This window comes from Flavihumibacter solisilvae (assembly GCF_000814475.1).
GTDB classification, from domain to species: Bacteria; Bacteroidota; Bacteroidia; order Chitinophagales; family Chitinophagaceae; genus Flavihumibacter; species Flavihumibacter solisilvae.
In genome coordinates, this window is sequence record NZ_JSVC01000008.1 from 1 (window position 1) to 22,958 (window position 22,958).

Sequence of the window (22,958 nt, forward strand, 5' to 3'; positions counted from 1 at the left end):
TTAAAATGTGTAAAAGGCCTGGAAAATTCAGCGTTTAACTTTAAGTGTAAAAAATACATTTAAAGTTAATGCTATGAGAATTTTCCAGGGTCTTTGCACCCTTCTAACGATTGCATTTATGCAACTGGCCTTCCTGGCCAACACTATGGCCCAGGAGGGACATACTGTTTCAGGAAAGGTCACAAACGAAGCCGGTAGTCCTGTTGCCGGTGTCTCCGTCCTTGAGACCGGAACAAAAAACGGAACAACTACCGATAACAACGGAGAATTCACCCTGAAAGTTTCCCGAACTTCAGCACGGTTACAAATCAGTTACGTTGGATATGCCCAGCAGTTGGTGCAGGTCAACGGTCAACAGACATTGGGCATAACATTGCAGCAGTCCGCCAGAAGCCTGGATGACGTAGTTGTAGTTGGTTATGGAAAGCAAAAGAAAGGTGAAGTTACCGGTGCTGTGGCACAAGTGAAGAGTGAGGACTTTACCCAGGGTTTTGCCCGTGATGCAGGACAGTTGATCCAGGGAAAAGTTGCAGGTCTGGCAATCGTTACGCCAAGCGGAGATCCGACTGCAACTACTCAGGTTTCCCTTCGTGGAAACAGTACCATAATGTCCTCTACGGAGCCACTGGTACTGATCGACGGAATTCCAGGGGCCCTTAATACAGTTGCACCTGAAGACATTGAGACGATCGATGTACTAAAGGATGGTTCAGCGGCTGCCATTTACGGAACGAGGGGAACCAATGGTGTCATCCTGATCACGACGCGAAAGCGCAATACAAAAATGGCCGCAACAATGAATTACGACGGCTATGTGAGTGTTCAGTCAATTGCCCGCAAAATGGAGTTTCTCGAAGCGGGTGACGTGCGTAAACTAGTGGCTGAGGGATTTTATCCGGATACCTATGATAAAGGAACATCAACCAACTGGCTGGACGAAATCACGCAATCGCCTGTCAGCCATACACACAATCTTACGCTCCAGGGCGGAACAGGACAGACCAACTACATTGCTTCACTCAACTTCCGGTCATGGCAGGGACTGTTCAATCGTTCTGATAACAGGCAATTTACCGGCAGGCTTGAAGTCAATCATGTAATGCTGGACAACAAGCTACGTTTTAACCTTAGTTTGTTAGGAAGGAACCGCAAATATTTCGCAGGTCCTAACTATTCTTACATCTACCGTCAGGCTATTATCCGGAATCCCACCGATAGCGTATATAATTACCTTGGCCGCTACAAAGAAGATCCTAACGGATACTTTTATGATAACCCCGTAAGGCCGATCAACGAAACAGACGGTCAGTATCGCGCTAATGAAACACGGATGAATGGAAGCGTGATCTTCTCACCAATAAAAGACCTTAATATTAAATTGCTTGTTTCACAGGTTAAGATCAATTCGCTGTCAGGATATTCGGAAAGTTTCCAGCACAGAGCGTCTGAAACAAACAGCCGTAGTGGATACGCCAGCAGGAATGGCGGATTATACCAGGACAATCTCCTTGAATTCACAACTGATTACACAAAAGCATTTAATGCCCATAAGTTCACTCTCCTTGGCGGTTACAGCTACCAGGACGTAGATAACGAAGGATTCAATGCATTCAACTCCAACTTCCCGACCGACCTGTACAGCTATAACAATCTGAACTCAGGCAATTCCCTATATGACCGCGGTTCGACTTTCAACGTCAACAATTACGGTATGGGAAGTTATAAAACCAACCATAAACTGATCGGCTTTTTCGGAAGACTAAATTACTCATTGCTCGACAGGTATTTGCTTATGGCAAGTCTTCGTTATGAAGGTTCGTCCAAGTTTGGTGAAAACTACAAGTGGGGTACCTTTCCCGCAGTTTCACTTGGCTGGCGGATCAGCAGGGAAAATTTCATGCGTCATGTAGATTTTGTTGACGACCTAAAACTGCGTGCAGGATTTGGTATAACCGGAACTGTACCTGATCAGCCATACCAGTCACTCATCTCGCTGAGTTATTTCAGTAATAACCGCTTTTTGTACAATGGTACCTGGATCCAGCCCATTGGTCCTACACGGAATCCCAACCCGGACCTCCGATGGGAAAAGAAGGAAGAATTCAACATGGGACTGGACTTCGCACTGTTCAGCAGCAGGCTGAGTGGCAGCATTGATTTCTACCAGCGGAATACAAAAGACATGTTGTATAATTTCCCTGTTCCTGTTCCGCCAAACCTCGTAGGATCAACACTGGCAAATGCCGGAAGCATGCGTAACCGGGGACTGGAACTCCTGTTGAACTATGATATCATCCGTAGTAAAGACATAGATTTCAAGGCTAACGTTACTTACTCAACAAACCGGAATGAATTATTATCGATTTCAAACGATATCTATCAGACAACAAACAACTATTTCTATGCTGGTCATACCGGTGAGCCCATCCAGGAAAATACGCATCGGGTGGAAGTTGGTCAGCCGATAGGAAATTTCTGGGGGTACAAATCAATCGATATAGACAATGAAGGCAAATGGATTATAGAAGGGGAGGATGGCAAGCCAATTCCAATAGCACAATCCAAGCCAACGGATAAAAGGGTACTTGGTAACGGCATTCCGAAACATGTGGCCGGGCTTAACCTGTATTTCCGCTACAAACGTGCCGATCTTTCGGTAAACATGCGCGGGGCATTCGCTTACCAGATTGTCAACTTTCAGCGACTGTATTATGAGAATCCGAAGATCAAACAATATAACCTGTTGAAATCTGCATTCGATAATGTATACGGGAAGACAAGACTCGATAATGACCTGGCATATGTATCCTATTACATCGAAGATGGTGACCATTGGAAAGTGGATAATGTGACACTTGGTTACAACATCGCTGTCGGTAACAATAAATACTTCAAAAAAGTCAGGGTATATGCCTCAGCTCTCAACCTGCTTGTGTTGACTGGCTATAAGGGAATTGACCCGGAGGTGAACCGGCTTGGACTCGACCCTGGTCTTGATTCGCGCGACAAATACCCGACAACAAGAACGTTTACTTTTGGAATTAACCTTGGATTTTAACCTCTACAAACGATTTGCATGAAAACAAATATTTCAGGTTACCTGAGCACAATATTGTTAGGAGCAGCGCTTCTCTCGAGTGGCTGTACCAAACTGGACGAAGAAGTGTATGACCAGGTGTTGGAAACTTCATTCGAGCCAACAGAAAAAGATATCCCTTCAATCATCGGACCGGCGTATACGATTATGCGTCCTATGTATGCCGGCTGGCAAGGCAATTTTGACTTGCAGGAAGAACCAGCAGACATTATTGTAACGCCTGTTCGCCCTAACGGCTGGTACGATGGAGGTACATACCAAAGGATGCACTATCATGAATGGAATGAGGTACAGTGGCAACCTCAAAACATGTGGAATAATTGCTTCAATGGAATTAATACCAGCAACCGGATCCTGAAAATGATCGAAACAGGTTCTATCCCCATTACCAATGGAAAGGATGAACTCGTTGCAGAATTAAAATGCCTTCGCGCCTTTTATTACTCATTGCTGGTAGATACGCACGGCAACGTTCCCATTGTAACAGATTGGTCGGATATTTCACTGCCCTTGCAAAGCAGTCGCAGCGAAGTCTTTGCTTTTGTTGAGAAGGAATTGCTTGAGAATATGGACAAGTTGAGTGAAAAGGCCGATCAGTCGATGTACGGCCGGATCAACAAATGGGCTGCCAAGGCAACACTTGCTAAGCTTTACCTGAATGCGGAAGTATATACCGGAACAGCACAATGGGAAAAATGCGTGGCACAATGCAACGATATCATCAGCAGTGGTACATATGTGCTGGAGGCTAACTACAAGAATAACTTTACTACAAACAATAATACGTCCAGGGAACTCATACTGGCAGTACCTTATGATGAATCACTGGGAGCGGGCAACTCTATTCACATGAAAACCCTGGCAACCCTGCACAGGCTGGTATTGAATATGAATGCCCAGCCTTGGGGAGGGAACTGTGCCGTTCCGCAATTCATTGACACATACGATTCAGACGATACCCGACTTAAGGATACCTGGATCATGGGGCCGCAATACAACGTGACCACTGGCGAGCTCATCCTTACTTACGGGAAAAATGTTCCCGGCATAGAAATGTCCGACTATTTCGATGGATACCGTATTGGAAAGTATGAGATCAAGCCCGGAGCAATCGGGTCGTTGAGCACCGACTTTCCCATCTTCCGGTATGCGCAGGTACTGATGATGAAAGCTGAAGGCTTATTGCGAACTGGTAATGCTGCAGAAGCTGCTGCATTGGTTACTCAGGTGCGTGAGCGTGCGTTCGCGTCAACTGATCCCTCGAAGGCCACCGTTACGGCTGCTGAACTTACACAGGGCAGTGTATATAAATATGGCATCTGGAAAGATGGTGCGGTCACCGAATCTGAAGGTGGTGCGGACATCCAGTATGGCAGGTTCTACGATGAACTGGGATGGGAATTTGCCGCTGAAGCCCAACGCCGGCAGGATATGATCCGGTTCGGCGTATTTCACCGGAAAAAATGGTTCAATCACCGTCCACGCACTGATGGAAAAACGCGGATCCTTTTTCCGCTGCCGGAAGCGGAAATCAACAAGAATCCAAACTTGCAGCAAAACCCTGATTACAGGTAATAAAGAAAGACAAAAAACCACCGGCACTCCCGGTGGTTTTTTTTAACTTGTTAAAATCTGTAAACAAAGTATTAATTGGCAGATAGCAGAAGGAATGACGTCCGGCTATTTTTGGTCTATCTTTTACTTCTAAAATCGATTTATGTCAAGCATTAACTGGAGCGGGGTATTCCCTGCGTTGCTTACACCTTTTGATAAGGACGACAATGTTGACTTTGCCATGTACAGGACCAACCTCGAAGCACAGATCGGGGCCGGGGTGAATGGTGTGATCATCGGTGGATCCCTTGGTGAGGCAAGTACACTTTTGAACGAGGAAAAGCGTGACCTGCTCGTATACTCAAAAGAAATTGTGGAATCAGATTTCCCTGTTCTGATCAATATCGCTGAACAGTCTACAAAAGCTGCAATTGCTTTGGCTCAGGATGCAGAAGCAACTGGTGCAGACGGACTCATGCTCCTGCCTCCCATGAGATACAAATCAGATGATGCAGAAACTGTGAATTTCTTTTGTTCAGTTGCAGCAAACACATCATTGCCTATTATGATCTACAATAACCCGGTAGACTATAAAGTTGAAGTTACTCCTGATATGTTTGAACAACTGGCGAAATATTCGAATATCCAGTCCGTAAAAGAATCAACGAGGAATACGATCAATATTACACGCATGGTCAATCGCTTTGGCGACAGGTTTAAGATCCTGACAGGTGTCGATCCCCTTGCGTTCGAAAGTTTGGTGCTTGGGGCTGATGGCTGGGTGGCAGGACTGGTGGACGCTTTTCCCCGGGAGACCGTTGCCATCTTCCGCCTCGTAAAAGCCGGCAGAATTGCAGAAGCACTGGCAATCTACCGCTGGTTTATGCCTTTGCTTGAACTTGATATCCATCCAAAACTAGTACAGTATATCAAGCTTGCAGCTGTGGCAACTGGCCTGAGCAATGAATATGTCCGTTCGCCGAGGCTTGTATTAAGTGGCGAAGAAAGGACTTCGGTGCTGAAAACCATAAATGATGCATTAGCTATACGTCCGGAGCTTCCTGATTATATTAACCTGAAACCTGTTCTCCATGCTGAGTGGTCGTAGTATTATAGGATTCGGAGTGTCTGCAGATCGTGAAGAAAAGCTATATTCATTCAGTACCTTAACCGGTTCTGTTTTACCCGAAAGTTTTTCTGTAGCATCTTCGGAAGACATCGAGACCGCAATAACAAAAGCATCCGGGGCTTTCCCGGTATTCAGTTCACTACCTGCAGCCAGGCGTGCGGAATTCCTGGAGGCGATAGCAGAAGAAATCAATGCCTTGGGCGAAAAGCTGATTGAAAGGGCACACCTCGAATCAGGACTTCCGGCTGCACGGCTAAATGGCGAAAGGGACCGGACCGTAAACCAGTTAAAACTTTTCGCCGGCATCCTGCGGGAAGGGTCGTGGACCGAGGTAGTGATTGATACTGCCATGCCGGAACGAAAGCCCCTTCCCCGGTCAGATATCCGGAAGATGCTTAAGGCACTGGGACCTGTTGCTGTTTTCGCAGCGAGTAATTTTCCGTTCGCATTCTCAACGGCAGGTGGTGATACGGCATCTGCACTTGCAGCAGGTTGTCCGGTAATCGTAAAGGCGCATACTTCTCACCTGGGCACAAACGAACTGATGTCTTCAGCCATCCAGGCAGCAGCGAAGAAAACGAACATGCCCGATGGCGTGTTTTCATCACTGGTTGGTGAAGGCGCGCGGTTGGGTCAGCAACTTGCAAAGCATCCGGGCATCCGTGCCATAGGATTTACCGGTTCATTTAAGGCGGGAATGGCATTGTATCGCACTTCAGTCAATGAGAGAGACAACCCGATCCCTGTGTACGCTGAAATGAGCAGTATAAATCCTGTTCTGTTACTGCCTGAGAAATTGTCCTCAGATAGCGAAGCGCTCGCCAAACAAGTTGCAGCCTCAATTACATTGGGGGTAGGTCAGTTCTGTACTAACCCCGGACTCCTGTTTCTCCTCGATGATGGCGTATCTGCGCAATTCATAGAGCAACTCATCAACGCATTGAACCAGGTTCCGGCCAGGACTATGCTGAACAAAACAATCTGCAGCAGTTACTATTCTTCACGTCAGAAGACTGCGTCCCACACGGGTGTAGAGAAGCTTTTTGAAGGGGGCGATGACTCCGGAGCGTTCAAAGGGAGCCCCGCTTTATTCCGGGTAAGTGCGCCTGAATTCATGGTACAGCCAGCGTTGCAGGAAGAGATCTTCGGACCTGCTTCACTGCTTGTATTATGCCGTGACAAGGAAGAGATGTATGCTGCCTTATCAAGCCTTCATGGCCAGCTTACTGGTTCTGTTTTTGGATCAGGTGAAGATCTTAACCAGTTCCGGGATTGTGTTGAATCGATTTCCACCAGGGTCGGAAGAGTCATATATAATAATGTTCCTACAGGCGTCGAAGTGTGTCATGCAATGGTTCATGGCGGACCATTTCCCGCAACCACTGACTCACGTTCCACTTCTGTAGGTGGAGATGCAATTAAAAGGTTTCTACGTCCGGTTTGCCTTCAGGATTGCCCGGCAGAACATTTGCCACCGGCATTGCAGAACAGCAACCCCTTAAATATTATGAGAAAGGTGAACGGAAACTATACACGGGATCCTATCACCTAAATTTTTTACAGGAATGAAAGCAGTTGTTATAGGAGGCGGAATCATTGGTCTTTGCAGCGCTTACTATCTTTCAGAAGCAGGATATGATGTAACACTTGTTGACAGAACAGATCTTTCAGACAGTTGCTCTTACGGCAATCTTGGCATGATCGTTCCAAGTCACTTTGTACCACTGGCGGCCCCGGGAATAGTATCGCAGGGCATCAGGTGGATGTTCAATTCGAAAAGCCCGTTTTATGTACGACCTGTGCCAACCCCGTCCTTATTGTCCTGGGGGGTTAAATTCCTTCGCAGTGCCACAGAAAAAAATGTAACCAACGCAACGTCTTTTCTTCTCGATATCAACCTGCTTAGCCGCAGTTTATATGAAGACCTGAAAGACGAGCCGGGTTTCGACTTCGCCTATGAGCATAAGGGAATAATGATGTATTTCCGTACCCCACAGGTAGCTGAAGAAGAAGTTCATCTTGCAGAAAAGGCAAAGTCAATGGGCCTTGATGTGGTAAGCCTCTCGAAAGATGAAGCCCAGCGACTTGAGCCTGAAATGGAACTGGATGTACTTGGGGCGGTCCATTACCGCTGTGATGCGCATCTCTATCCCAACAAACTGAATAAACAACTGATAAGGGAACTCGCAAGCCGTGGTGTGAATGTCATTACCGGCAGTGAAGTAAAGGCGATACAAACAAAAAAAGGACAAATTGCATCCATTATAGTGGGCGAAAGGGAGATCTCCGCTGACATATTTGTAGCGGCGGCAGGTGCATGGCTGCCACACATAATGCAACTTGCAGGTTCAAATATTCCGCTCATGCCGGGGAAAGGCTATTCATTTACCCTCGACAATCCAACGCAAAAACTGAACATTCCCGCCATCCTCTGCGAAGCACGGGTGGCAATTACTCCAATGGATGGAAAAATGCGTTATGGAGGTACTATGGAATTGGGACCCGTAAACCGACAAGTTAATATGAACCGTGTCCAGGGCATTGTGCAATCTGTACCATCCTATTTCTCAAATATCCAGCTGCAAATGCCACAACGGGAAGAAGTCTGGTATGGCTTTCGGCCATGCTCACCCGATGGACTCCCTTATATCGGTTATTCAAAACAGTTATCTAATCTCATTGTTGCCGGCGGTCACGCCATGATGGGACTAAGCCTTGGTCCCGCCACCGGTAAACTGGTAGCTGAACTCGCTTCCCGCGGCGGCTCCACATCAATAAATATTTCCGCTTTCGATCCAAATCGGTTCTCGTAATTCAATGTCGCACTGTCGACCAGAGGTCAATAGGTGAATTATTCACTTATTGACCTTTTTGCTTATTGACTGCATCCCATTGTTCGCAGTTCGCCCAAAATATTTTTTCCTCTCCTTGCAACCGCACAAATTCGTTTCACGTCATTTTAACATATAACCTTATCAACCTAACTGTAACCAACAATGCTTAAAAACTGGAAAAGCCTGTTTGTAAAACAGGAAGACACTGATGCACCGGATGAGCCTGAGCCTGAAGAAACGCGCTCCAATAAAAATTTGACCTTCCCAATTCATGCTGTGACTGAGAAAGAAAGCACCGGCACCACCACTCAGCATGCATTTAAATCCTCCAATGATCCGGCCCTTCCCGAGGTGCTTAAAGCATATGAAACAGGACTTGATTCCATCAATATGCCAGGCTATGACTTTTATGAATTTTACAAGGCGATAGAAAGTACCGGGAATAATAGTGAACAGGCCTACAAAATGGCATTCCAAATGGCGAGGACGATGGATAAAACAATTACTCCTGGAAAATTTTTGCATGATGCGGAATTCTATATCAGCAAGATCAATGAAGTGCACAATGATTATGTACGCCAGGGTCAGCAAAAGCTCCATGATATCCAGGCAAAGAAGCAGGGTGAAAAAGGAAAGCTGATCAATGAAATAGATGCGGCAACAAAACGGATTGCACAGATCAGGAGCGAACTTACACAGTTGGAGTCAGAGATCAGCACCAAAAGATCCTTGCTGAACAGGATCGATGAACACACTTTGCCGCAGGAAAAATCCATCCAGGATAAACTACTAGCCAACGACCATGCACATATGGTCAGCATTGAGAAGCTGAACATTGTTAAACAATGTATACAGCGCTTCATAGCGGAATAAATCCCTAAAACATATAAATACTATGTCTGCTGAAAGCAACAAAGTGCTTGAGCTGCCCATATTGCGGCACTTCGAGCAAAACGAGATCACTTTGCATCCAAAGAACTGGCGTAAGGGCGAAAAAGGCATTGCCGTTTTTGTCGGGCTTATATTGTTAGTTACCCTGGCATGGGGACTTTACAAATTCGTTCTGCCGATAGTTTTCACCTGGGTGGGCCAGATGCTCGGCGCAATTGCTGCTGCTGTGCTGGTCATGGCATTCTTTATCCTACTGCCTGTAATTAGCAAAGGCTTAAAGCGCACATCACGCGCATTGCAGAAGATGCTGATCAGGTATGACCCGTTTAATGAACTGGAAGAACAGAAAGAAAAGATGAAGGAAAACCGCGCAAGGTTTAAAGAGGCAAAGGCAAAGATAAAGGCCATCAAAAGTAACATGGAGTCTGAGTCACTTCGTGCTGAGAAAGATGCAAAAGATTACCAGGAAAAAGTATTGGTGCTTCAACGTAAGGCTGAGGGAACAAAATCCAAAATGTCTGACCTGGAGCAGCGATTGGGCGACACCGTTAAAGACTCTGATGAGTACGTTGAGTTGCAGACAGGGATCATGAAGACCCTCAGTGAAGCACAACGTGTAAGTCATATGCTAAACCAAAGTACCGGCCTTGTCAGGAAGTATGGAAGCAGGGCGCACGTTATTGGTAAACTCGACCGTAAGCTTAACATGGTTGATACTGCAATGGAAATTAAGATTGCCGACTTCGACGTCAGCATCGATATGCTGAAGAAAGAATATGCATTTGCTGAAGCTTCAAAGCAGGCAACTGAACAGGCTAAATCTGCTATGTTGTTCACTAAAGGATGGGAACTTGAATATGCACTTGACGTAGTAACGAATACAGTTGCGCTGGATCTGGCCGTAACCAAAGAAAACCTGCTCGACCTCGACTCACTTACAAGCCAGTATTCAATGGATAGTGATGAACTCTATTCGAAGCTTGACAAACTGGCCGACCAGATCAAGACTGATAAGTATGCGGTTCCGGAGTCAAAAAAATACACTAACCCAAATTATAAATTAACCAGCGAAGATAAAATCGAAAGCAAAGGCTTCGGTGATATTTTCAACTAAACCCTGTTATAACATGAAATGGTCAAATCTCACATTCTTCTCCAAAGCCCTGATAACACTGATTGTCGCGGGTGGTATCGGTTCCGTTGTATATTATCTCTCACCAGGTCTGCGGATCGAAGAGTCTAAGGCTTTGGACAAGCTTGAAATCAGCGACAAGGACGTAAATAATTTAAGCACTTCCGATGAGCTTTCACTGCCACAAACAGTTGCGTCGGACAAAGTCGCAACAAAGCCACTGGTACGTATCGCTGGCTATGCCTGGAACGCACAGTCAGGTCTTATTGTGGCAAATGGTGGCAGCCGTACGACAAAAGGTTCGATAATGGAAAGTAATGGTGTGAACCTGGAAATTGTAAGGCAGGACTGGCTTTCTGAATTGCGAAACCTCCAAATGAAGTTTGTTGAGGAGTGCGATAAAGGCAATGCAATACCGAAAGAAGGTGTAGCCGCCATTATGATCATGGGCGATGGTGTTCCTTTCTACATCAGTTCCGCACAGCAGGCTCTCGATGATAAATATGGTGCTGGTAAATATCAATTGCAGGCAATGGGTGCGATTGGCTTGAGTTATGGTGAGGATAAATTAATAGGACCACCGAGTTGGAAAATGAATCCTCAAACGATGAAAGGTGCATTGGTCTCGGCAGTTATTGGTGACGGTGACTGGGTAACAACTGTGAACTATGCATTCGCTAACGGACTCAAAGTGAATCCTGATCCGAACACATATGATGCTGATGCGGTGAACTTCCTGGCCTCTGCAAACGACGACTATATTGAATCAGCCAAGGAGCTTATCAAATCGCAGAAACAGGGCTGGACGGTTCCGCTGAAGGAGGTCATCAATGGTAAACTGACCGGTAAAACAATCAATAAAAAGGTTGACGGTTGTGCTACATGGACGCCAGGCGATAAAATGGTATTTGATGCGCTGGTAGGTTTTACTGATGTTGTCTCAACAAAAGAGTTCAATAACCAGATGGCAACAACGGTTATTTTTCTAAAGCAGTGGGCAGACCGAAACCGCGAAACAGTAATCAGCATCTTCAAGTCCGCATATATAGCTTCCAACCAGATGAAGCAATACGACAAATGGAGAAAACGTGCTTCTGAAGCGACAGCGTCAACATTTGGCGCAGAATCACCTTCATATTGGTATGATATGTTCAAAGGACAAAAGGGGGAGAAGGGTGGTGTGTCATTTAATATGGGCGGATCCAGGGTATTTAACCAGGCCGATGCTAACCAATACTACGGAATTGCTGATGGTACCAACCGTTACAGGGCGGTTTACGACCAGGTTTCCAGGTATCTTAAAGAACTTAATCCTGCCGGATTTAACCAGAACGTAAAACGGGTTGTGCCTTATGAGGAAGCTGTGAACCTTTCCTTCCTGAAAGAGATAGGAAACATCGATGCCGGTAATGCCTACACAGCAGATTACAGCAAAAAAGCTACAACGATGGTCGCTTCCGGTGAGTGGCGGATCAATTTCGATGTTGGCCGCGCTACAATCAGGCCTGAGGGGCGTGATGTACTCGAACAGATCTACAACCTGCTGGTGCAGGCTGAAGATTCAAAGTTGGAAATGATCGGTCACACCGACAATACCGGTAACCCTGATGCGAACTATTCCCTTTCAATAGCCCGGGCAGAGACCGTAAAAAGCTTTCTTGTCAGCAGAGGTGTGCCGGCAAACAGGTTCCAGAAGATTGAGGGTCATGGACAGGATGAACCTGTGGCAGATAACACTACTGCGGCGGGTAAGGCACAGAACAGGAGAGTAGTTATCAGCATCTTAAAATAACGTACATGACATCAATCAGGAAATGGTTCAGGCCCTTTGAACCGGCAACAAAATCAGGGAATGTAATAGTATTTTCTGCATGGCTTATAATTGTTGTGATTTACTGGATCATTTCTTCCCTTGGTACAAAACATTTATTCCCAACACCGGCGCAGGTTTGCGAAGGCTTTATTTCATTGTTCAATGAAGGATTGATAGTACACCTGGCAAGTTCGCTTAGCCTCTGCCTGCAGGCGACATTTTTCTCCCTGCTTATTTCCCTGGTTATCGCCTACCTGTCGCCTCTGCCGGCCTTACGGCCATTATCAGTGGCAATGAGCAAAGTGAGATACCTGCCGCTTACCGGAATTACTTTTTACCTGGCCATGATCGTGAGTAATGCAAGACAAATGCAGGTTAGCGTCCTTGTTATTTTTATGAGCCTCTATTTCATCACATCATTACTTGCAGTGATCAATGACATACCTAAAGAAGAAATTGATCATGCAAGATCATTGAAATGCAGCCGTTGGGAAGTCCTGTGGGAAGTTGTAATTAAAAGCCGGATTGATTATGTGATCGACGTCCTTCGCCAGAACCTCTCTATAACATGGATGATGCTGGTGACTGTTGAATCGATCCTGGTAGCTGCCGGCGGACTGGGAGTACTTATAAAGAACAGCGATAAGTTCATGAACCACGGCCGTATTGTGGCACTTCAATTGGTGATATTAGCTGTAGGCCTTTTGCTGGACTCCGCCCTCAATATAACCCGGAAAGGATTATTCAGGTATTCAAAATTCAACTAACAGTTTATGACCACTTATGAAAGGCGCGATACGATCCTGCATGTTGAAAACATCAGCGTTAGCTATGGCAACAAGACGATTATCCGGAATGTGAATTTCGAAGAAAAGGATACTGCAGTTCCCGGAAAAGTACAGGGGCAGGTGATCGCGTTTCTCGGCAGGTCGGGCAGGGGCAAGTCAACATTGTTCCGTGTATTGACCGGCCTCGAGAAACCTGCTACCGGCAAGGTGCTGATTCCGGATTACAGCCGCCAGCCAGCTAACGGCCAGCAACCTGCGAAAGTTGTTGAAGAAGGAGATGTGGGCTTCGTGGATCAGAAGTATACACTGTTCCGGCACAAGACTCTGTACCAGTCACTCTTATTCGCCCTCCGGAAATCGATGTCTTCGACTGCAGAAAAGCATGGCAGGATCATGCAGTATTTGTCGGACTGGGGATTGGAAAAAATAAAGGACCAATATCCCAATGAGATGTCGGGTGGACAACGCCAGCGTACGGCGATTCTTGAACAGTTGCTCAGTTCGGGAAACTATATGGTGTTAGACGAACCCTTTTCAGGCCTGGATGTCGGTAATATTGAAAACGTCAAAGCCGCATTCGAACTGATCAACCGCAGTCATGAACTCAATACGATCATCTTCAGTACGCACGATATCGAACTTGCTGTGCAACTCGCCGACTCTATCTATATCCTGGGCCATAAGAATTGTGCCGGCTCCGACGATGCAGGAACTATAGTCCATCACTATGACCTGAAAGCCCTGGGACTTGCCTGGCACCCTAACTTCACCCCACAACACCTTGAACTCGTTCAAAACATAAGATCTTCCTTGCTCGCTTCATAATTGTTTAAACTTATTACTGGACCGGTACCTATTGACTTATTCACTTTGAATTATTGCAGTTCCACTACCCTCTTAGAGGTAAGTACATAATAAATCGGAATTCCCAACAATGTTATGATCATTCCCGGCCAGGTGTATCCCGGTTTAAAAATGATAAGGAGAATACAGAAGCTAAGTCCCATGATTATATAAATCACCGGTAGTACCGGGTATCCGAATGCTTTGTATGGCCGCGGTGCATCAGGCTTTTTCCTGCGCAGGATAAAAATGCCGGCAATGGTAAGCATGTAGAAGCCAACCACCACAAATGAGATCATGTCAAGCAGTTGGCCATATTTACCGCTAAGGCTCCATGCACACGCAAAGATGCACTGTAGCCACAGGGCATAACCGGGCACATTGTTATTATTCAGTTCGCCAGCCTTCCTGAAAAACAGCCCGTCTTTTGCCATCGTGAAATAGACCCTCGCACCGGCGAGAATGATCCCGTTATTGCAGCCAAATGTGGAAATCATAATCATGATGGCGATGATGAGTGTGCCTGCAGGACCAAAAATTACCTGCGAAGCCGTCACTGCCACCCTGTCTTTTTCAGCTCCCGCAATTTCGTTCAGAGGCAGTACCGCCGTATATGTAATGTTGGTGAGCATGTAAATAATAGTGACAATCAGGGTGCCCAGAAACAGGCTGAGGCCGATGTTCCGCTGCGGGTTCTTGATCTCACCTGCTATAAAAGTGACGTTGTTCCATGAATCACTGCTGAAAATAGAGCCGACCATGGATGCAGCTACAGCACCGAGCGCTGCAAATATGGTATAGCTGCTAGTTGACCCCGAAGAAATGCGCGATTGCAATGACCATGCATTACTCCAGTTCTGCTGCCAGATTTCCGGTTTGAATGCAAGAAGCCCGAACAGGATCAATCCAAAAAGGCTCAATAACTTGGTAAGGGTGAATGTTGTCTGGATGAGCTTGCCACTTTTAATGCCTCGTGTATTGATGTACGTCAGCAAAACAATCACAGCTATCGATAACAGCTGTGCGGGTGATATGGTCAGCAGCCCCAGGTCAAGGGCAATATGATCTTCGCTGATTACCGGGAAAATATAAGCCGTGAATTTGGCAAAAGCGACAGCTACTGCTGCGATCGTCGCAGTTTGTATAACGGAAAAGAAACTCCAGCCATACAGGAAACCTACAAGTGGATTGTAAGCTTCTTTCAGGTACACATATTGTCCCCCGGCTTTTGGAAATAAGGCACTGAGCTCACCGTAGCTTAGTGCAGCGGTAATGGTCATGAAACCGGTGATCAGCCAAACTGCGATCAACCAGCCTGAACTTCCCACATTTCTTGTAATATCTGCACTTACTATAAAGATCCCGGAACCGATCATTGATCCGGCCACGATCATGGTAGCATCCAGCAACCTTAGGGTCGGCTTGAAATTTGACTCGCTCATTTGACAGTAGATTACTCCTGTCTAAAAATAATTCAGGGAACCGTCAGGTAATATGCAGATATTAACTAAGCCTGGGCAACTTATACCCATTGTGATACTCCGGTGTAACCAGTTTATTGGCCGCAGAAGCGTCGAATGATTTGTTTTCGTTGTTCCACTTCAACTTCTGACCAGTCCGGAAAGCGATATTTCCCAGCTGGCAAACCTGTGCGGTCAGAGATCCCTGCTGGATTGGGGCATGAAGTAATTCAGGTTTTCCCGCGCGGATTGCTTCCACAAAATTCTGCATATGGAGGACGAGTGCATTTCCCTCTACCTTTTGCAGTTCAACCGCAGGTATCTTTTCTTTTTCTGCCAGAACATACCAGCCTTCACGATTCAGGATCAGTGTTCCGTTATTACCGACAAAGGCGGTTCCGTGGGTGAGTCCGTAAGGACCAAGATCGATGCCGGTAGCGTGTTCCCAAACCATATTGAATTTGTCGAACTCAAAAATGGCGGTCAAAGTATCAGGTGTTTCTGAAGCATCATCCGGGTAAGCCATTTTTCCGCCGCTGGCCATGATGGTTTTCGGATATTCTGCCTTCATCCCGATCAGGGCGTAGTCGATCATGTGCACGCCCCAGTCAGTCATCAGCCCGCCGGCATAATCCCAGAACCAGCGGAAATTGAAATGAAACCTGTTTGGGTTGAAAGGCCGCTGCTGCGAAGGACCGAGCCATCTTGCATAATCCACACCCGGCGGCGGGGTCCCGTCAGGCTGCACATTAACGGGTTTCATCCAGCCCATATAAGCCCACGATTTTACCGTGCGGATATTGCCCAGTTTCCCGCTATGCACAAAATCCACGGCATTCCGGAAATGCGGAGCGCTTCGCTGCCATTGTCCAACCTGCACTATACTCTTATACCGCTGCTGCGCGCTTTCCATTATCCGGCATTCTGAAATGGAATTGCCGGCTGGCTTTTCCACATAAACATGTTTACCTGTAGCACAGGCATCAACCATCTGCAGGCAATGCCAGTGATCAGGTGTTCCGATGATCACAATGTGAACATCTTTATTCTCCAGCATCTTACGGTGATCACTGTAAGTCTTCACCGGCATGTTTAATTTTTCAAGTTCAGCAACCCTTTTCTTCAGCACATTTTCATCAACATCACAAAGAGCGACACATTTCACCCCGGGAACCTGCAGGATGGCCTGCAAGTTGGACCATCCCATTCCGTTTACTCCTATTACCCCCACGTTTAACTGGTCAGCAGCGGAGACCCGTTGTTTACCGGCAAATAAGTTTTCTGAAAAGGCGGGAACAAGGGCAGTGCCTAATAACAGGCTCCCCGAGTTGCGGATGAATGAACGGCGTGCAATTGGCATCAGATTTCAATTTCTTTAGACACTTAATTTACATACTTAATCGGAACAGAAGGTCCATGCCGGAAAAAATATGGTCGGGAATTGTCAATTTGTGCATAGTTCCTTTTAATTGTTGATTGTACATTTATCGAACTACTCAGCTTTCAAAAACTGGTTCGATTATGAAGCAAATTAAATTGATCACGCTACTGTTTGCCGGTGTCAGTCTCCAGGCGACGGCACAAAGTGTGGCTGCTGACTACCCCATCCAGCCCGTGCCGTTTACACAGGTACATTTACATGACCATTTCTGGGCGCCTAAGATCGCGGTCAATAATAAAGTGACGATCCCTTACACGCTGCAAAAGTGCAGGGAAACGGGCAGGATCGACAATTTCCTGAAGGCTGCCGGTAAAATGCCCGTCGGAAAGATTACGGAATATCCTTTTGATGACACAGACCTGTATAAACTTATTGAAGGGGCCTCTTATTCACTCCAGGTGGAACCAGACCCGCAAATGGATCGAACACTCGATACCCTGATCAGCATTATAGCTGAGGCACAGGAGCCTGATGGCTACCTCTATACTTTTCGCACAATGAAGCCTGAAAAGCTTCATCCCTGGATCAGCCCGAACAGGTGGGAAAAAGATCCCGATCTCAGCCATGAGCTGTATAATTCGGGACATCTCTATGAAGCCGCTGTGGCGCATTACCTGGCTACAGGGAAAAAATCCTTCCTGAATATAGCTATAAAAAATGCCGATCTGCTCGTAAAGGACTTCGGTCCGGGTAAAGCGGCTTATTTTCCAGGCCACCAGGTCGTGGAAATGGGCCTCGCCAGGATGTACCGCGTCACCGGCAAAAGGGAATACCTCGACCTTGCTAAATTCTTTCTTGATATAAGAGGTGATGGTAAAATAAAAGGTGAAGAGTACAGCCAGTCGCACAAGATGGTAACCGACCAGCATGAAGCGGTCGGACATGCAGTACGCGCTGCCTACATGTATACAGGAATGGCGGACGTTGCAGCACTTACAGGTAACCGTGAGTATGTCAGCGCCATCAACGATATCTGGAAAGATGTGATGGAACACAAACTTTACCTCACTGGCGGTATTGGTGCTACAGGTCATGGCGAAGCATTCGGCGCTGCATATGACCTTCCTAATATGTCAGCCTATGCTGAGACCTGCGCATCCATTGCAAATGTGTACTGGAACAGCCGGATGTTCCTGATGAACGGCGACGCACAATACATAGATGTAATGGAACGCATTCTGTATAATGGCCTTCTGTCTGGTATTTCGCTGAGTGGCGATAAGTTTTTTTATCCTAACCCGCTGGCATCTATGGGACAACACCAGCGCAGCGCCTGGTTCAGTTGTGCCTGCTGTATTTCCAATATGACGAGGTTCATGCCATCTGTTCCGGGTTATGTATACGCACAACGCGGGAACAGTATTTATGTGAATCTCTATGTGGCAAACAATGCAGAGATCAACCTTCCTGTAGGTAAAGTGGCCATTAGCCAGGAGACCGAGTATCCATGGAAAGGAAATGTTCGTTTACTGGTTATCCAGTCACCCGCTCAATCTTTCAACGTAATGATGCGCATTCCTGGCTGGGCGAAACAGGAAGCAGTACCCGGAAGTCTTTACGAATTCCTGCAAAAGCAAAAGCCTGCGATTGAAGTGAAGTTGAACGGCAAACCCGTTACCTACACCATCGACAAGGGATATATTTCCCTGAATCGCAAATGGAAAAAAGGCGATCGTATCGACATCAGCCTGCCGATGGAAATTGAGAAGGTGCTTGCCAATGAGAAGGTGAAGGATGACCAACAACGTTATGCACTCCAGCGCGGTCCCCTGGTGTATTGTCTCGAAGGCGCAGATAATCTTGATAGTGCGGTTAGAAACATCGTGGTTCCGCAGTCTGCAGAGTTTACTGCCAGCTTTGAACCTCAGCTGTTGAATGGAGTAATGGTGTTGCAGGCAAAAGGCACATCCACCAAAAGACAAGTGAACAGCGACGCACTCATTCGTTCCTCACAAACTGTTAAGGCAATTCCTTATTACAGTTGGAACAACAGGGGCGCCGGAGAAATGGAAGTTTGGATTCCTTATAATGAATCGGTGGCACAGCCAAAGCCGGCACCCACAATTGCTTCATTAAGCAAAGTGAGTTCTTCGCAACGCAACGCCAGGATGTTGAAAGGTATTAACGACCAGTATGATCCAAAAGATTCACAGGATCATAATTCAGTATACCTGCACTGGTGGCCAAAAAAGAATACGCTTGAATGGATCCAGTACGATTTTGCACAATCCGGTAAAGTCAGTGAATCAACAGTGTACTGGTTTGATGATGCTCCGTTCGGCGGCTGCAGGCTTCCAAAATCATGGCGTGTTCTATACCTTGACGGTGACCAGTGGAAACCTGTTGAAGTACTTGGCGATTATGAGCTGAGTAAGGATCGTTATAATACTGTACGGTTTAAACCCGTAGATACCAGGAGCCTCAGGCTCGAAATCCAATTGCCGGAAGAACATTCCAGCGGAATACATGAATGGATAGTGAAATGAAAAGGCTCTCCGGCTTTATTATAACATTTCTTTTTCTCACGAATGCTTTCGGGCAAAGAGAAGCCACGCTCTCCATTGATACGAGGCAGGTGAAGAATACGGTGTCTAAACAACTCCATGGCATTTTCTTTGAAGAGATCAGCCATGCCGGCGATGGTGGCCTGTATGCTGAAATGATCAGGAACAGGGGATTCGAAGACAACCGCCTGCCTGCAGGAACGCAGCTGGCTGATGGTCACCTGGTACCGCGGCGCACTCCCCACTATAATATGAATGGAAAAGTGAGCGACTGGACAATGCCCTGGGAAGACCAGGGACAATGGCCCGGTTGGAAGCTGGAACAGTCACCCGCATCAGATATTTCTTTGTCGCTGTCAACCTTTGACCCGCTGAACGCGGCTACTTCTCAATCTCTGCAAATCAAGGTTAGTCGGTTGAATGGCGCACATAACCAACTGGTTAATGATGGATACTGGGGAATGGGAATTGAGAAGGCTGCCGTGTATAACCTTAGCTTTTATGTTTCCAATGTCAACTATAAAGGCCCTGTTGCGGTTAGCCTTCAGTCGAAGAGTGGCAAAATACTGGCGACGCACAGCTTTCAGCCGGAGCAAAGCGGAAAGTGGACAAAGTACTCCGCAAAATTACTAGCACAGGAATCTGATGACTCAGCAAGGCTGGCGATCACATTTCTTTCAACCGGTACATTTAAGTTGGATTTTGTTTCCTTGTTTCCCGCCGAAACTTTTCGCAATCGCCCGAATGGTTTAAGGAAAGATCTTGCCCGGTTTATTGCCGACCTTAAACCTGCATTCGTAAGGTGGCCAGGCGGCTGCTATGTCGAAGGTATCAATGTGGAAAGCGCACCAAACTGGAAACGTACCCTGGGTCCGTTGGAAAGCCGGCCGGGTACTTTCAGTGTATGGGGTTACTGGAGCACGGACGGATTTGGTTATCATGAGTATCTCCAGTTTTGCGAAGACATTGGCGCAGCGGCGCTGTATGTTTTTAACGCTGGCGTCAGCTGTGAATTCAGAAGTGGCGAGTTTGTCCCCGATGACTCCCTGCAACCTGTAATTGACGATGTACTGGATGCGATCGAATATGCCATTGGCCCCGTCAATTCAAGGTTCGGTAGTTTAAGGGCAGCAAACGGTCACCCTGCACCATTTCCACTGAAATACATAGAAGTCGGCAATGAACAACATGGACCCTGGTATGCAAAGCGGTACAATCGTTTCCATGATGCGATAAAGCTGAAATATCCGGGGCTGACAATTATCTCCAGCATGGGTATCGGTGATATCAACCGGTGGACTCTCGACAGCATCCGCGTAACGGATATGGCAGATGAACACGCTTACAAAGCTGCCTTCTGGTCATTCAACAACTTTGATCATTTCGATAACTATAAAAGAGGCAACCATGAAGTTTATGTAGGTGAATATGCTACGAATGCAGGTGTGGGTCATGGCAACATGCTCGCGGCAATGAATGACGCGGCATATATAATGGGAATGGAGAATAATGGCGACCTGGTAAAAATGAGCAGTTATGCTCCCTTGCTGGAAAATGTTAACTCCCGCCACTGGCCCGTGAACCTTGTCCGTTTCAATAGCAGTAATAGTTTTGCCCGGATTTCTTATTATACAATCAAATTGTTCAGTGACCATCGGCCAGACGAAAACCTGCAGACTAAATTGACGATAATACCGCCAAAAACAGCGACTGCAGTTTTCGGCGGCGGCATCGGTCTTGCTACATGGGATACGCAAACTGAGTACAAGGACCTCGAAGTTATCCAAAACGGCAAGATGGTATACCGAAGCGATTTCAGCAATAGGGAATCGGAATGGCTGAAACTTTCAGGAACCTGGAAAACCAGCGAAGGGGGCTTCAGTCAATCAGCCGAAGGCGCACAACTGACTGCTCTTTTAAAGGACCACAGGTTCGATTCTTATACATTGAAACTTAAGGGTAGAAAGCTTTCCGGATACAATGCTTTTATCATTCCATTTGCAGTAAAGGACGCCAGGAATTACCTGAGAGTGCATATAGGTTCCTATGTAAACAAGAATGCAGTGTTTGAATTTGTTTCTGATGGTGCGGTTGCCAACCTGAGCAAATCAGTAAAACTTGCTGAGCCGATCGAGGCAGGCCGATGGTACGATATCCGGATCGAAGTGGGAAAAGAAAAGGTCGATGTTTTCCTTGATGACAAAATGCTGATGAGTTATAGCCAGCAAGAGCGTATAATTGCGATTGCGGGCCGGGATACAGCTAATGGTGACATCATAGTGAAAGTGGTGAATGCCGAAGATGAACCGTTCAATTTATCCCTGGAATTAAAAGGTATTCCACCGGGCTCCTTTAACAGTGTTGATACTTACACCATTACAACAGGTAAACTATCGGAAAACAGTTTTGATCAGCCTGCCCGTTATATACCGGTGAAAAAGCTGGTAAGATTCTCTTACCGTAATCCATCACTCAAGGTAACACCGAACTCCATAACACTATTGCGGTTCAGATCTCCTTAAGAAGCAACAGCGTCGTATGCATTGTGGTAATATTTGTCCATATAATCACTCGGTGATTTCCCGATGATTGTTTTGAACACGCGGTTGAAATTTGTGATACTGTTGAATCCACATGTGTATGCGATTGTGGAAATACTTTCAAAGCCGCCATCTGTCAGCTTTTTACAGGCTTCGTTGATCCGCACTTCATTCAGGAAGGAAACAAATGTGTGGCGGGTTCTTTTTTTGAAATACCTGCAAAACGCCTGGGGCGTCATGTGCGCCTGTTTGGCAACATCTTCCAGCGTGATCTGCTGGGCATAATTCTGCATTATGAAATTGTAAATATTTCCGAGCCTGATTCCTTCATGTTCACTTACAGATGCCATTTCGGATACACTTGCCAGTTCCTGCAGGTCAGATACGGCAGATAATTGCTTCATCATCTCCAGGAAAGTAACAAGTTGTTCAACACCATTCTGTTCACTGATTTTTACCATGAACCTCGAGATCTCATCAACCTGCGATTCAGGCAGCTTGAAACCCCTGCTGTGTTTATTGAGGAAACTCTTGATCGATTTGATTTCGGCAAGTTCGAAGATGTGCTGAAGCTTGCCGTTTGGATTGAAAAATATGGTCATTGCCTGGATGCTCTTCCTGTTACCTGCCTCAAAATATCCTGCTTCACTTTTGAAAACATGCGGCTGGTTCGCTCCAATACAATAAATCTCACTTGGACGGAAGGGAAACATATTGTTGTCCACCACAAGGGTGCCTTCTCCTCTCTGGATCCATGTCAGCTGCATTTCATCATGGCGATGCAAATGCGGATAAAAGTAGGGGAGAACATCCTTCTGCGCTATTATATTCTTCTCGCCCGGAACCGGGATCGTAAACTGCAAAACTTTCATAATAGTTGGTGTTGGTGATGTGTATGGACATTTAAATTACTTCTATTCTAATAATTTACC

General features: G+C 46.4%; 14 protein-coding genes and 2 pseudogenes. 13 read left to right on the forward strand and 3 right to left on the reverse strand.

Annotation, left to right across the window (positions count from 1 at the left end; translation table 11 throughout):
* Positions 1-73: 73 nt before the first annotated feature.
* The 11 genes and pseudogenes from OI18_RS07165 to OI18_RS07210 all read left to right on the forward strand — a co-directional run bounded on the left by OI18_RS07165 (position 74) and on the right by OI18_RS07210 (position 14,063).
* Positions 74-3,058 (forward strand): SusC/RagA family TonB-linked outer membrane protein, encoded by a 2,985-nt coding sequence (locus OI18_RS07165; protein WP_039138518.1) that lies wholly within the window; start codon positions 74-76, stop codon positions 3,056-3,058.
* An 18-nt stretch (positions 3,059-3,076) separates the two neighbouring features.
* Positions 3,077-3,742: pseudogene (locus OI18_RS25200) on the forward strand (RagB/SusD family nutrient uptake outer membrane protein); the annotation flags it as partial.
* Positions 3,743-4,036: 294 nt separating this feature from the next.
* Positions 4,037-4,672 (forward strand): annotated as a pseudogene (locus OI18_RS25205) (RagB/SusD family nutrient uptake outer membrane protein); the annotation flags it as partial.
* A gap of 142 nt (positions 4,673-4,814) precedes the next feature.
* Positions 4,815-5,759: a dihydrodipicolinate synthase family protein gene (locus tag OI18_RS07175; protein ID WP_039138521.1), complete on the forward strand. Its 945-nt coding sequence runs from the start codon at positions 4,815-4,817 to the stop codon at positions 5,757-5,759.
* Entirely contained in the window at positions 5,743-7,332 is a 1,590-nt protein-coding gene (locus tag OI18_RS07180) for an aldehyde dehydrogenase (NADP(+)) (RefSeq protein WP_039138523.1), read from the forward strand. The genes OI18_RS07175 and OI18_RS07180 overlap by 17 nt, the downstream gene beginning before the upstream one ends.
* 13 nt (positions 7,333-7,345) lie before the next feature.
* Entirely contained in the window at positions 7,346-8,593 is a 1,248-nt protein-coding gene (locus OI18_RS07185; RefSeq protein ID WP_039138525.1) for an NAD(P)/FAD-dependent oxidoreductase, read from the forward strand.
* A gap of 183 nt (positions 8,594-8,776) precedes the next feature.
* Positions 8,777-9,487: a hypothetical protein gene (locus tag OI18_RS07190; RefSeq protein WP_039138527.1), complete on the forward strand. Its 711-nt coding sequence runs from the start codon at positions 8,777-8,779 to the stop codon at positions 9,485-9,487.
* 22 nt (positions 9,488-9,509) lie between these two features.
* Complete coding sequence (locus tag OI18_RS07195; RefSeq protein WP_039138528.1) at positions 9,510-10,619, forward strand: cytochrome C oxidase subunit IV family protein; 1,110 nt, start codon at positions 9,510-9,512, stop codon at positions 10,617-10,619.
* A 13-nt stretch (positions 10,620-10,632) separates the two neighbouring features.
* Positions 10,633-12,429: an OmpA family protein gene (locus OI18_RS23690; RefSeq protein ID WP_052272963.1), complete on the forward strand. Its 1,797-nt coding sequence runs from the start codon at positions 10,633-10,635 to the stop codon at positions 12,427-12,429.
* Between the two features lie 5 nt (positions 12,430-12,434).
* Entirely contained in the window at positions 12,435-13,217 is a 783-nt protein-coding gene (locus OI18_RS07205) for an ABC transporter permease (RefSeq protein WP_039138530.1), read from the forward strand.
* A 6-nt stretch (positions 13,218-13,223) separates the two neighbouring features.
* Entirely contained in the window at positions 13,224-14,063 is an 840-nt protein-coding gene (locus tag OI18_RS07210) for an ATP-binding cassette domain-containing protein (RefSeq protein WP_052272964.1), read from the forward strand.
* Positions 14,064-14,113: 50 nt separating this feature from the next.
* Here OI18_RS07210 and OI18_RS07215 read toward each other — a convergent pair whose 3' ends face one another.
* Together OI18_RS07215 and OI18_RS07220 are read right to left on the reverse strand one after the other, a co-directional pair.
* Positions 14,114-15,523, reverse strand: a complete 1,410-nt coding sequence (locus OI18_RS07215) for an APC family permease (protein ID WP_039138532.1) — start codon at positions 15,521-15,523, stop codon at positions 14,114-14,116.
* A gap of 61 nt (positions 15,524-15,584) precedes the next feature.
* Entirely contained in the window at positions 15,585-16,901 is a 1,317-nt protein-coding gene (locus OI18_RS07220; protein ID WP_039138534.1) for a Gfo/Idh/MocA family protein, read from the reverse strand.
* 161 nt (positions 16,902-17,062) lie between these two features.
* On the opposite strand from OI18_RS07220, the gene OI18_RS07225 reads away from it, so the two are divergent.
* Both OI18_RS07225 and OI18_RS07230 read left to right on the forward strand, forming a co-directional pair.
* Positions 17,063-19,468 (forward strand): glycoside hydrolase family 127 protein, encoded by a 2,406-nt coding sequence (locus tag OI18_RS07225; protein WP_039138536.1) that lies wholly within the window; start codon positions 17,063-17,065, stop codon positions 19,466-19,468.
* Entirely contained in the window at positions 19,465-22,008 is a 2,544-nt protein-coding gene (locus OI18_RS07230) for an alpha-L-arabinofuranosidase C-terminal domain-containing protein (RefSeq protein WP_160290203.1), read from the forward strand. The genes OI18_RS07225 and OI18_RS07230 overlap by 4 nt, the downstream gene beginning before the upstream one ends.
* On the opposite strand, the gene OI18_RS07235 is transcribed toward OI18_RS07230, so the two are convergent.
* Positions 22,005-22,898, reverse strand: coding sequence for an AraC family transcriptional regulator (locus OI18_RS07235; protein WP_039138537.1), 894 nt, complete (start codon positions 22,896-22,898; stop codon positions 22,005-22,007). The genes OI18_RS07230 and OI18_RS07235 overlap by 4 nt on opposite strands.
* Between the last annotated feature and the right edge of the window lie 60 nt (positions 22,899-22,958).

Coding starts and splice junctions, on each gene's coding strand:
- OI18_RS07230 (WP_160290203.1), top strand. CDS start 19,465: ATGAAAAGGCTCTCCGGCTTTATTATAACATTTCTTTTTCTCACGAAT.
- OI18_RS07210 (WP_052272964.1), top strand. CDS start 13,224: ATGACCACTTATGAAAGGCGCGATACGATCCTGCATGTTGAAAACATC.
- OI18_RS07180 (WP_039138523.1), top strand. CDS start 5,743: ATGCTGAGTGGTCGTAGTATTATAGGATTCGGAGTGTCTGCAGATCGT.
- OI18_RS07205 (WP_039138530.1), top strand. CDS start 12,435: ATGACATCAATCAGGAAATGGTTCAGGCCCTTTGAACCGGCAACAAAA.
- OI18_RS07175 (WP_039138521.1), top strand. CDS start 4,815: ATGTCAAGCATTAACTGGAGCGGGGTATTCCCTGCGTTGCTTACACCT.
- OI18_RS07225 (WP_039138536.1), top strand. CDS start 17,063: ATGAAGCAAATTAAATTGATCACGCTACTGTTTGCCGGTGTCAGTCTC.
- OI18_RS07220 (WP_039138534.1), bottom strand. CDS start 16,901: ATGCCAATTGCACGCCGTTCATTCATCCGCAACTCGGGGAGCCTGTTA.
- OI18_RS07195 (WP_039138528.1), top strand. CDS start 9,510: ATGTCTGCTGAAAGCAACAAAGTGCTTGAGCTGCCCATATTGCGGCAC.
- OI18_RS07185 (WP_039138525.1), top strand. CDS start 7,346: ATGAAAGCAGTTGTTATAGGAGGCGGAATCATTGGTCTTTGCAGCGCT.
- OI18_RS07215 (WP_039138532.1), bottom strand. CDS start 15,523: ATGAGCGAGTCAAATTTCAAGCCGACCCTAAGGTTGCTGGATGCTACC.
- OI18_RS07165 (WP_039138518.1), top strand. CDS start 74: ATGAGAATTTTCCAGGGTCTTTGCACCCTTCTAACGATTGCATTTATG.
- OI18_RS07190 (WP_039138527.1), top strand. CDS start 8,777: ATGCTTAAAAACTGGAAAAGCCTGTTTGTAAAACAGGAAGACACTGAT.
- OI18_RS23690 (WP_052272963.1), top strand. CDS start 10,633: ATGAAATGGTCAAATCTCACATTCTTCTCCAAAGCCCTGATAACACTG.
- OI18_RS07235 (WP_039138537.1), bottom strand. CDS start 22,898: ATGAAAGTTTTGCAGTTTACGATCCCGGTTCCGGGCGAGAAGAATATA.